The sequence below is a fragment of the Sphingorhabdus sp. genome (genome assembly GCF_044354325.1).
In the GTDB taxonomy this organism is placed as follows: Bacteria; Pseudomonadota; Alphaproteobacteria; order Sphingomonadales; family Sphingomonadaceae; genus Sphingorhabdus_B.
On record NZ_JBILAF010000078.1, the window covers coordinates 1 to 10,258 of the forward strand.

Consider the following 10,258-nt stretch of genomic DNA (forward strand, 5'->3'; position numbering starts at 1 on the left):
TGCAGCATATGCGTCGTTAATGCTATTGCAATCAATTCGCATTAACACTATGAACGCCTCTTAGGAGATGTTTCATGGTCGTTTGCGTGTGTAATGCCATCCGGGAAAAAGACCTGCGCGCTGCGGTGCGTTGCGGTTCTGAGCGTCCGAACGATGTGTACGCGCGCCTTGGTCGCAAACCGAAATGCGGCCAGTGCCTGACCTTTGCCCGAAATATTATCAGCGCCGGACCTGCGACCGCGTAGCATTAGCTATCCGATAATTGGCGGTTTCACGGCACTTTGCGCTTTCAACTGGGGCATATTTCACGCTATCTTGATTCGATAAACAATAAAGGATTGTGCCATGAAGGGTGATGCAAAGGTCATTGAGTATCTAAATGAGGCGCTCAAAAATGAATTGACCGCCGTGAACCAATATTGGCTGCATTATCGTATGCTCGACAATTGGGGCGTTTCCAAACTGGCACATTTTGAACGGCATGAGTCGATTGACGAGATGAAGCATGCCGACAAGCTGGCGGAGCGCATCCTGTTCTTGGACGGGTTACCCAATTTTCAGCTTCTCGGGCGCTTGCGCATTGGTGAAACGGTCGAAGAAATCCTGAAAGCCGATTTAGAGCTTGAGTATGAAGCTCTGTCGCAACTGAAAGATGCCATCGCGCACAGCGAAGCTGTTCGGGATTATGTCAGCCGCGATCTGTTTGCCGAAATTCTTGAGAACGAAGAAGAGCATGTTGACGTGCTGGAAAAGCAGTTCGACATGATCGCACGCATGGGCATGGAAAACTACGTTCAGTTGCAGTCGCAACCGCCCGAAGACTAATCAGCCCAAGCGCATTCCGCCAAGGGCGTTGCGTTGGGCGGCCGCGACCGGACGGCGCTCGACCAATGGACTGGTTTCCGCTTCGAGCGCCAACACTGTCGCTTCGAACAGCGGACGCAAGCGAACGACCTTTTCAACAAGTTCAGACGGGTCGATCTGGATTTCGACATAATGCCGGGCGGCGACTTCAATTTCTTCGGCCAACAATGCCAAGCGATTCGCGCCAAATTGCCATGCCTCGCCTTTTAACGTGTGCGCAGGCATCACCAGCTTTGTCGAATCTTTCAGGCGCATGGCTTCTTCGATTGCGGCCACCGATTTCGTGCCGTCTTCAAGGAAATAGCCCAATATGCGCACAAAGCCTGCACCCAATAGGCTGCGGGTTTCGCCAAAGGCTTTCCAGTCGATCAGTCCATCCGGTTCGTTGGTCAACTATTCGCTCCCAGGACACGGAAATACGGTCCGGCACGACAATACATCGGCAGAAGTAAACAGAGCGTTGACGTAGCTGCGCGGCAGGCCGCGCCGGTTGCGCCCTTAATCTGCGAACGGGTTCTTTGATGAACGGAAATTGATGCGCACGGGCACCGCGCCGAAATCCAAATCCCGGCGAATACCGTTGAGCAAATAGCGCGCATAGCTGGCGGGCAATTCGTCGGTCCGGTTGCCGAAAATCACGAACGTCGGCGGGCGGTTGCGCGCCTGAGTCATGTACCGCAATTTGATCCGCTTGCCGCCGGGGGCAGGTGGCGGGTTTGCCGAAATCGCCGCTTCGAACCAACGGTTGAGTATGCCGGTGGGCACGCGCTTGTTCCACGCCTCACGCGCGTCAAACGCCGCCGATATCATCTGGTCCAGCCCCTTGCCGGTCAGCGCAGATACGGCGATCATCGGAACGCCCTTCAACTGCGACAGGCCTTCTTCCAGCGCGGCACGAATGCCTTTGAACAGGCCGCTACCGTCGACGGCAACGTCCCATTTGTTAATCGCGATAATCAGCGCGCGGCCTTCTTGAATGACATGGTCGGCAATTTTCAGGTCTTGGACTTCCAAACCTTTGGTTGCGTCCAAAAGCAATACGACGACCTCAGCAAAATCGATGGCATGGCGGGCATCGGCGACCGACAGCTTTTCAAGCTTGTCCTGCACCTTGGCGCGCTTGCGCATCCCTGCCGTATCGATCAGGCGCACGCGCCGTTCGGTCAGCATCGGAGGAATATTGCCTTCTTCATCGGGCTCGCGCTCTTTCGGGCTTGGGTCGTTCCAGATCCAGTCCACCGAAATACTATCGCGGGTAATCCCGGCCTCAGGGCCGGTAATCAAACGGTTCTCGCCCAAAATCTTGTTAATGAGCGTCGATTTGCCTGCGTTCGGGCGGCCAACAATGGCCATCTTTAATATCGCGTCCGGTGCTTCGGGGTCGGGCACTTCAAATGCACCGCCGTCAATATGCGGCAACAGCGACTGGAACAGGTCGGCCATGCCTTCGCCATGTTCGCCGCTGATCGCAATCGGGTCGCCAAAGCCAAGCGCGTAGCTTTCCAATATGCCGTTATCGCCCTGCTTGCCCTCGGCCTTGTTCACGGCAAGAACGACCGGGGTTGCGCTGCTGCGCAGCCAACGGGCGATTTCTTCATCGAGCGGGGTGACGCCGACACGGCCATCGATCAGGAACAACGCAACCTGCGCGCCTGCAATCGCGGCCTCGGTTTGCATGCGCATCCGGCCAGGCAGGGTATCGGGATCTTCATCCTCATAACCTGCGGTATCGACAATGGTGAATTCAAGATCGAACAAACGACCTTCGCCCTCACGCCGGTCGCGGGTGACGCCAGGCGTATCGTCGACAAGCGCCAGCTTCTTGCCAACCAAACGGTTGAACAAAGTTGACTTGCCGACATTGGGCCGACCGATAATGGCTACCGTCGGCAACATGCCGGCATTACTCCTTTAAAGACTTAGCCCCGGAACGCGGAAATGCGGCCGGAGTCGTCCAAGATATACAATGTGTTGTTCGCCACGATCGGGGCGAGCGACACGTCATTTTTGACGTCGAATACTTCGGTGGCGGCGCCTTCATCGGGGGAAATCGACCAGATCGCGCCATGCGAATTGGCAACGATCAAACGGCCACCGGCAAGGACCGGGCCATACCAGCTGATCGGGCCCTTTTTCTTCTTTTCATTTTTGAAACGCTGAAGCTTTGAAATCCACCGGACCTTGCCGCTCGACCGCGCAACGCACAGAAGCTTTGCCTCATCCGTCATCACAAATACCCAGTCGCCCACGGCGACAGGTGTCGAAATGCCGGCAATGTTGATTTCCCAAATGCGCTGGCCGCTGACCAGTTCATAGGATGCCATACGGCCACCCTTGCCGAGCGCAAAGACGCGGCCACGGTCAATGACGGGATCGGCGTCAATATCGGTCAATGTCGATACAGATGTCGACATGGCCGTGCGCGACAAAGTGTCGCTCCACAGGCTGCGGCCATTTTCATAACGATAGGCGGCAAGCTCTCCGCTGGAATAGCCAGCGATGACCGTGCCTTGTGCTGCCGCAGGTGCGCCAACGCCAAAGATACCCGATGCGGCAACCGGGCCAGCTTCGTTCCATTGGGGTTCACCGTCGCTTTGACGCAGGGCGTAAATCTGGTTGTCCTGGGTCATGACATATAGATTGCCATTGGACAGTGTCGGCGCACCGCGCAGGGGCCCTGCAGGACGCTTTTTCCACACAAGCGCACCGGTATCGGCGGCAAGCGATGCAACATCGCCAACGCCGTTGGTCGCAAATACGTTGGTGGCGGTTGCGCTTACGCCGCCGCCATAGCGTGATGACTTGCCATCATTTTTGACTTCCAGCGCATTGCTCCAGATTTGCCTACCGCTATTGGCGTCAAAGGCCGTGACCCGCGCCGTGGTGTCGACAACATATAGACGCCCATCGCTCATCACCGGGCTCGCGGCGAGGCGGGCGCGCGGGTTTGCACCCTTTACGCTTGCGGTCCAGACGCGCGACAGACCTTGGCCCAGTTCAACATGGCCAGGTGATTTTGATGCGTTGCCGCCGGGCTGCGCCCATGCTTCGTTGACCGTTGCGGGTGGCAAGGTCACCGCAACATTGGCCAGCGCGGCATCAATGTCGGTATCGCGCTCCGTACCCAATATGGCGACGCGACTGCCGACGGTCGGGGTGTTGTTTTTCTTTCCGGCATCGCCGCGCACGCCGTCCAAAACGGCACAGCCGCCAAGGGTGGTGGATGCAGCGAGGACCAATAAAAGCTTACTGACAGTCTTCAATTTCACTCTCCCTTGGAGGCGGTTTCATCCGCCTTCGATGCCGCATTGCGCTTTGCGTCAACCTGAACAGTATCTACGCCAAGCGCGCCAGCCATTTGTTGCGAACGGCTGCGCAGCGACTCCGGCAGGTCCTCCTGCTTTGCAATCTGGGCAAAAATCGGACCAGCCAAATTGTCCTTACCCATTTTTATATAGGCCAATGCCGTCAGCTCACCCGCGCTGCCGAACCATGCATGGCCGGGGGTCGCAAGTGGCTTCAACCGGTCAATAACCTGTTGCGGTGGGGTCGAATCAAATTCGGCGCTGACCTGACGAATGAGCGCGAGATCGCGGAATGTCTGCGGCAGGCTGCTGTCTGCGGCGACCTTTGCATAAATTGCGACCGCTTTCTTGGTCTCGCCGTCTTCGCCAAGCAAATTGGCTTCGACCAGTTGCGCCATTGCGCGATATCCGGGCTGGTCCGCCTTGGCGAGTGTCGCGAGCTGCGCACGTGCTTCTTTTTCCTGACCGGCGCGCAATTTGTCCATCGCGTCCACGAACAGTTCGCTTTGCACATCAGCCGCAGCCTGCTTTTGGTTGTGATAGACAATCCAGCCACCAAAAGCGAGCAAGCCCGCCGCAATTGCGGCCAATAACCAGCGTCCGTAACGTGTCCAGAAATTGGTGAGATCGCTTGCGCGGACGGCATCGTCCACTTCGCGCAAAAACGCTTCGTCGCTTCCGTTCCGGTCTTTTTCAGGGCGCTGTTCTGTCGGTGTCAAAGCCAAGAGGGCCTCCGATTATAAATAGTCTTGATCAGTTGGAGCCGTCCTTAGCCCGACTTGGCTGGATAGGCCAGCCTGCTTTACGAAGGTTGATACAGCTGTTCGGGTCCGGGGAAGCTGCGGTCACGCACGCCCGCGGCATATTCGCGCACGGCATCTTCAACGCTGACGCCCATATTGCCGAATTTTTTGACGAACTTTGGCACGCGGTCGAACAGGCCAAGCATGTCTTCGGCGACCAGAACTTGCCCGTCGCATTGCGCGGACGCACCAATGCCAATCGTCGGGCAGGCGACTTTCTGCGTAATTTCAATGGCGATATGTTCCAGCACGCCTTCGATCACCATGGCAAAGGCACCGGCATCGGACATGGCGATGGCGTCTTCGACAATCGATTTGGCTTCTTCAGGGCTCTTGCCGCGTACGCCATAACCACCAAGGATGTTCACGGCTTGCGGCGTTAGGCCGACATGCGCCATCACCGGAATGCCGCGCGACGTCAGGAATTCGACCGTAGGGGCCAAAACCTTGCCGCCTTCCAATTTGACCGCTGCGGCGCCGGTTTCCTTCAACAGCCGCGATGCGTTCACAAATGCCTGCTCGGCCGAGGCTTCATAAGACCCAAAGGGCATGTCGACGATGACGGCGGCGTGGTAACTGCCGCGCACGACCGCTGCGCCATGCGCGGCCATCATTTCCATCGTCACCGCCACCGTATGCGGCAGGCCGTAAATCACCTGACCCAGCGAATCGCCGACGAGCAGCATGTCGCAATGCGGATCCATCAACTGCGCCATGCGCACGGTGTACGCGGTCAGCATGACGAGCGGTTCTTGGCCCTTTTGCTGACGGATGCGCGGCACTGTCAGCCGCTTCATCGGCGACGGCGTCGGGTTCGCACGGCTGGTGGATGTGTCGAACGTGAGCGTTTTTGAATTGGTAGACATGGCGGAGGACTTAGCCGCTAAACGCACCGCACGAAAGGAAGAACGGGCGACATGTATGTTATATTTGACTCAATGTTAAAAATATCTAACATTAAGTGCGAATCATGTAACATTGGAGATTGTCGATGTCCTTCCGAGAGAAAATTCACTGGATTTCGTTGGTCGGGTTGCTGTCCGCTTTCGGCTGGTATTTCCTGAACTATCCTTGGGAAATCGCGAATTCGCCCAAGGGAATGTACATTGCGGTGTGGATGTTACTTCCGGTGACGATCATTTTTTTGGTGCCAATGGTCGCGGGGGCCGCCTTTTTTGCGATCCGCGCACCGAAGGACGCTGATCTGAAAGAAGACGAACGCGAAAAGGGCATCCATCTGAGGGGAACCCATCTGGCCTATTACCCATTGGCCATAGGCGTTCAGCTGAATATCTTCGTGCTTATCAATGGATTCAATTATGGGTACGCCGTGACCATCCTTATCGCCACATTGGTTATTGCCGAACTCATTCGCGTGGGGTCGCAGCTATATTATTATCGCCGTGGCTACTGACCCGATGGCGCAAACACCCTTCACCAACGATATCAGGACGCTGCGCTTCCTCGCCGGGGAGATGACGCAGGGCGATTTGGGCGACAAGGTGGGCGTCACGCGCCAGACCATCGCCGCCATTGAGCAGGGCAAATATTCACCCTCGCTTGAGGTCGCGTTTCGCATCGCCCATGTCTTTGGAAAGCCGCTTGAAGAGGTTTTTCAGTGGACTGCAAAAGCCGGATAAAGTGTGCCGGCTTGTTCGTCACCGCGTCTTCGAAAAAGCGGCGCACTGCGCAACCAGCGACGGCATTTCATCCACCGGAATGTTGTGCTTCGGGCCGAAATTGAAACAGGATTTGCCCTGCATGCGCTTGCGCAAGGCGTCTGAAATTTCGTCCAGTAACGAAGGTTCGAGATACACCGGAAACAGGTGAAACGAGACGTAGCTTTTCTTGATTTGAACCGCTGCAAACATCTCCGGCGTGCCATCGGCCTTCACGGTTTCGAGATAATAATTGTCCGCCGCATCCCGCTTTACGTGAAAGTCGGGCTCATAGGGTTTCAGCATATTCTTCAGCGTCGAAAATATGTCGTCCACCTCATTCTCCCATTATGTTCGCCCGTGCCGACACGGCCTCTGCAACATTATCACTGAATATGCCGTCAACGCCCGTGGCCAAAAACGCCTTCATCTCGGCCTGAACGTCGCCAATGCCGCGCGGGTCGACGCCTGATTTTTGCGCCAATGGCAGGAAGTAATTTTCGCGGCGGAATGTCCATGGGTGCACGGCAAGGCCCACCTTATGCGCGTCGGCCACAAGCGTCGTTGGCGTGCCCAGATTGCCGATCATCGTGCGTGGGATGACCATGGCCTTGTTCGGGCCAACGCCATCGGCATAGGTCGCAACAATTTTCAGGCCCTCGGCAGTCGCCATTTGCTGGTAGGTCAGATCGCTGCGGTCGGCGGGGCTGCCCTTTTCTTCCATCAACTGGATCAGCCGCAATTTCGTCTTGGGCCGCAACGCTTTGAGATTTTCGACCTCAAACGATTGGATGAAAATCGGCGCGTCTTTGGTGACATGGCCAAAACGGGTCAGCATCGCCAGCAACGGCGCCTCATGCGGCAGGCCGATCGACGCGAAATAGCTTGGGTGCTTGGTTTCGGGATAGACGCCGACATTGTGCGCCTTGGCGAGGGTCAGGATCTCTTCAAAGGTCGGGATTTCAAACTGCCCGTCAAACGCCATATTGTCCTTGCGCAATTGCGGCAGGCGTTCCTTGGTACGCAGCGTCTTGAGCTCGGCCAGCGTGAAATCTTCGGTGAACCAGCCGGTCATTTTCTTACCATCGATGGTCTTGCTGGTCTTGCGGTCGGCAAATTCGGGCTTGTCGGCCACGTCGGTGGTTTCCGAAATCTCATTCTCATGCCGCGCGACCAGCACGCCGTCTTTCGTCAGCACAAGGTCAGGCTCGATATAATCCGCACCCTGTTCAATCGCGCGCGTGTAGCTGGCGATGGTATGTTCGGGTCGCTCACCCGATGCGCCGCGGTGCGCGATGATGATGGCTTGGCCGTGTAAGGGTTTTTCCATGGCGTGGCTTTCCGGTGTCGCGCAGGCGGGTAACACGAATAAGGCGATGAAGAGGGCGTGCAGGTTTCTCATTCCGCCTTCATGGCCGCGCAGCATTTCATTTGTGCGACAAGACCGGTTCCCATTCGGATTCCTTGAACCCCACCAGCAAAGTCGTACCGCCTTCGACGACGGGCCGTTTGATCATCGACGGGTTGGCGACCATCAACGCAATGGCTTTGGCCTCATCAATGTCGGCCTTGTCGGCATCGGGCAATTTCTTGAACGTCGTGCCTGCCTTGTTCAGCAGCTTTTCCCAGCCAACTTGGCCAGCCCAGCGCGCCAGATGCGCTTCGGTCACGCCAGCCTTTTTATAATCATGAAAGACAAAGCCGACACCGCGCGCATCAAGATAATTCCGCGCCTTTTTGACGGTGTCGCAATTGGGAATGCCGTAGAGGGTGATGTGTGACATGGGTTTCTTTCTGGGTCGCCTTCGTGGGGTGGTGACGCGTCCTTTAGTTTTGCTGTGGGGCTTTCGCCTCAGGAAACAATGGCCACGCCAATTGTTGGCCCAAAGTCGCGTCTGGCAGATTTTCCACCCCATAGCTTTGCGGATAGGTGCGGGTGATTTTCGCGGTGCCGAACAGAATGTCCCAAAAGAACAGCAGATTTCCGAAATTGCCCTTATAGTTCACGGCAGGGTCGCTGTAATGGCGCCCATGATGGGCATGGTGGGTAGCAGGCGTCGATATCGTGCGTTCAACCACCCACATGACGGGCGAAAGCCATTTGATTTTGAGCAGCTTCGCATCCCAAGCTACATCGCTATGCGCCCCGATGATCACAAGTTGTTTGACCACAACATAGCCAGCAAACACCCAACCCAAGCCCATGTAGATCAACACGGCCGAGAACCAGATGCTTGGCATCAGCGCGTAATAAAAAATGTTGTTCCGGTAGACCAACCGGATGCTCATATAGCGGGCGTTGTGGTGCGCACGGTGCATATTGTAGAGCCACGCGAAGCTATGCGATGCACGGTGCTGCCAATATTGCATCATATCATCCAGGATCAGGAACAACCCGATCGCCAGGAATATATTGATACCCGACAACATCCCACGCCATTCGGGACGCAGCGCGCCGAGCGCATAGTCGACAAATATCAAAATGGCGGGCTGGGTGAAAACCAACAATAAAACGGTGCTGACAATTTCGACAATGCCGTCGTCGCGGGTTTGCTCATTCTTTGAAAAAAGGCGGGTGCGAAATAATTCAAGCAGGCCAAAGACCAGATAAATGGCCAGAACGGCGTAGGTTGAAGTCGGCATCTTAGTCGTGCTTTCTTGGAATGATTAAGGTCTAGGCCCAGTACCCATGCACGGACGCAGAAGGCAATAACAACAGCGATGCGGATAACGAGCAAAAAGGCATCATACGAGCTAACATAGGTTTTAGACCACCCACAAGGGCGCAGATCAATTTGGCTGCCGCAAGAGGGTGATGTTCGACATGGGTTTCTCTCCGGCGCGCCGTGTTGGGGTGGTGAAGTTTCGTTACATATTCTTTAGGCTTTTTCGATGAAAGCTTTTCGCGTGATGGTCAAAAAAGCGGACGGTCCGGTTACGACGACATTGCGGACGGAGCCAGAGAAAGCTAAACACAGCGGAGGGAGACTGGACAATGGCGCTAGTTACAATCGGGTCTGCTTTCGCTGCCGTGATGATATGGCTTGCGCTTCACGCCAATGCTCGATTTTCCGGTGAACGGCGCCTACCCATGCAATGGTGGCTGAACGGGGAAGTTACTTGGTATGCTCCACGTCGTATAGCATTGGCCTTCATTCCAACGTTAGCAATCATTGTCTTTGCTTTATACGTTGCACTTAGCCTCACAACAAAACCCAGAGCTGGTGATGAACAACTCGTCATACCCGCTATGTTGTTTATGGGTTTTCTTTTTCTGGGCATTCAGTGGCTTCACCTATATTTGGTAAGAAAAACACTGGATCGGAAGAGCGGCTAACACTGCAACCGCCCACACACACCGTCACCCTGAACTCGTTTCAGGGTCTTACTTTTTCATGCACCGTCCAGAATTAAGACCCTGAAACAAGTTCAGGGTGACGAGGAGGGGTGCAACATGGCCCACCGCGCCACTTCCTGACGCTCCCCGATCCCCGGCCAGATAGGAAAGCAGCCACGGCAATCGCCCTGACTGCATAGCCGTTACTTATAATGCTCCCGCCGGTCGCCGAAATCACGCACGCGCTTGCGCCATGCGCGATAGCTGCCGGGTTTCAGTTGCGTGCGCATG

The 10,258-nt window shown here is 55.8% G+C and carries 15 protein-coding genes; 5 read left to right on the plus strand and 10 right to left on the minus strand.

The features are described 5' to 3' along the window. The first annotated feature begins 74 nt into the window (after positions 1-74). Both ACIQ0G_RS07900 and bfr read left to right on the plus strand, forming a co-directional pair. Positions 75-245 carry a (2Fe-2S)-binding protein gene (locus ACIQ0G_RS07900; RefSeq protein ID WP_333569958.1) on the plus strand — a complete coding sequence of 57 codons (171 nt, stop codon included), beginning with the start codon at positions 75-77 and terminating at the stop codon, positions 243-245. Positions 246-345: 100 nt separating this feature from the next. After that, positions 346-825 carry a bacterioferritin gene (bfr, locus tag ACIQ0G_RS07905; RefSeq protein WP_397577434.1) on the plus strand — a complete coding sequence of 160 codons (480 nt, stop codon included), beginning with the start codon at positions 346-348 and terminating at the stop codon, positions 823-825. Here the strand turns inward: bfr and ACIQ0G_RS07910 are convergent, their stop codons facing one another. The 5 genes from ACIQ0G_RS07910 to panB form a co-directional block, all read right to left on the minus strand. Next, positions 826-1,257 (minus strand): Hpt domain-containing protein, encoded by a 432-nt coding sequence (locus ACIQ0G_RS07910; RefSeq protein WP_397577435.1) that lies wholly within the window; start codon positions 1,255-1,257, stop codon positions 826-828. A gap of 105 nt (positions 1,258-1,362) precedes the next feature. Next, complete coding sequence (der, locus tag ACIQ0G_RS07915; RefSeq protein WP_324478642.1) at positions 1,363-2,760, minus strand: ribosome biogenesis GTPase Der; 1,398 nt, start codon at positions 2,758-2,760, stop codon at positions 1,363-1,365. 23 nt (positions 2,761-2,783) lie between these two features. Further along, positions 2,784-4,133, minus strand: coding sequence for a PQQ-binding-like beta-propeller repeat protein (locus ACIQ0G_RS07920; RefSeq protein ID WP_397577436.1), 1,350 nt, complete (start codon positions 4,131-4,133; stop codon positions 2,784-2,786). Next, positions 4,130-4,894 carry a tetratricopeptide repeat protein gene (locus ACIQ0G_RS07925; protein WP_397577437.1) on the minus strand — a complete coding sequence of 255 codons (765 nt, stop codon included), beginning with the start codon at positions 4,892-4,894 and terminating at the stop codon, positions 4,130-4,132. Before ACIQ0G_RS07925 ends, ACIQ0G_RS07920 begins: the two co-directional genes overlap by 4 nt. Before the next feature lie 77 nt (positions 4,895-4,971). Then, entirely contained in the window at positions 4,972-5,838 is an 867-nt protein-coding gene (gene panB, locus ACIQ0G_RS07930) for a 3-methyl-2-oxobutanoate hydroxymethyltransferase (protein ID WP_397577438.1), read from the minus strand. A 125-nt stretch (positions 5,839-5,963) separates the two neighbouring features. Here panB and ACIQ0G_RS07935 point away from each other — a divergent pair, with 125 nt between their 5' ends. Beyond that, positions 5,964-6,386, plus strand: coding sequence for a hypothetical protein (locus ACIQ0G_RS07935; protein WP_397577439.1), 423 nt, complete (start codon positions 5,964-5,966; stop codon positions 6,384-6,386). Between the two features lie 4 nt (positions 6,387-6,390). Further along, positions 6,391-6,612, plus strand: a complete 222-nt coding sequence (locus tag ACIQ0G_RS07940) for a helix-turn-helix transcriptional regulator (RefSeq protein WP_395629213.1) — start codon at positions 6,391-6,393, stop codon at positions 6,610-6,612. A gap of 18 nt (positions 6,613-6,630) precedes the next feature. Here ACIQ0G_RS07940 and ACIQ0G_RS07945 read toward each other — a convergent pair whose 3' ends face one another. Genes ACIQ0G_RS07945 through ACIQ0G_RS07960 form a run of 4 tightly spaced genes read right to left on the minus strand, consistent with a single transcriptional unit; the run spans position 6,631 to position 9,273 of the window. Then, the gene (locus ACIQ0G_RS07945; RefSeq protein WP_397577440.1) at positions 6,631-6,966 is read right to left on the minus strand and encodes a hypothetical protein; all 336 of its coding nucleotides are present in this window, start codon (positions 6,964-6,966) and stop codon (positions 6,631-6,633) included. A gap of 1 nt (position 6,967) precedes the next feature. After that, entirely contained in the window at positions 6,968-8,032 is a 1,065-nt protein-coding gene (locus ACIQ0G_RS07950) for a glycerophosphodiester phosphodiesterase (RefSeq protein WP_397577441.1), read from the minus strand. 25 nt (positions 8,033-8,057) lie between these two features. Next, a complete protein-coding gene (locus ACIQ0G_RS07955) occupies positions 8,058-8,414 on the minus strand; it encodes an arsenate reductase (protein WP_397577442.1) in 357 nt (118 codons plus the stop codon). Positions 8,415-8,457: 43 nt separating this feature from the next. Then, positions 8,458-9,273, minus strand: coding sequence for a sterol desaturase family protein (locus ACIQ0G_RS07960; protein WP_397577443.1), 816 nt, complete (start codon positions 9,271-9,273; stop codon positions 8,458-8,460). A 352-nt stretch (positions 9,274-9,625) separates the two neighbouring features. On the opposite strand from ACIQ0G_RS07960, the gene ACIQ0G_RS07965 reads away from it, so the two are divergent. Continuing rightward, positions 9,626-9,967 (plus strand): hypothetical protein, encoded by a 342-nt coding sequence (locus ACIQ0G_RS07965; RefSeq protein ID WP_397577444.1) that lies wholly within the window; start codon positions 9,626-9,628, stop codon positions 9,965-9,967. A gap of 203 nt (positions 9,968-10,170) precedes the next feature. Here ACIQ0G_RS07965 and ACIQ0G_RS07970 read toward each other — a convergent pair whose 3' ends face one another. Further along, positions 10,171-10,257 carry a DUF2805 domain-containing protein gene (locus ACIQ0G_RS07970; protein ID WP_397577445.1) on the minus strand — a complete coding sequence of 29 codons (87 nt, stop codon included), beginning with the start codon at positions 10,255-10,257 and terminating at the stop codon, positions 10,171-10,173. Position 10,258 lies beyond the last annotated feature (1 nt).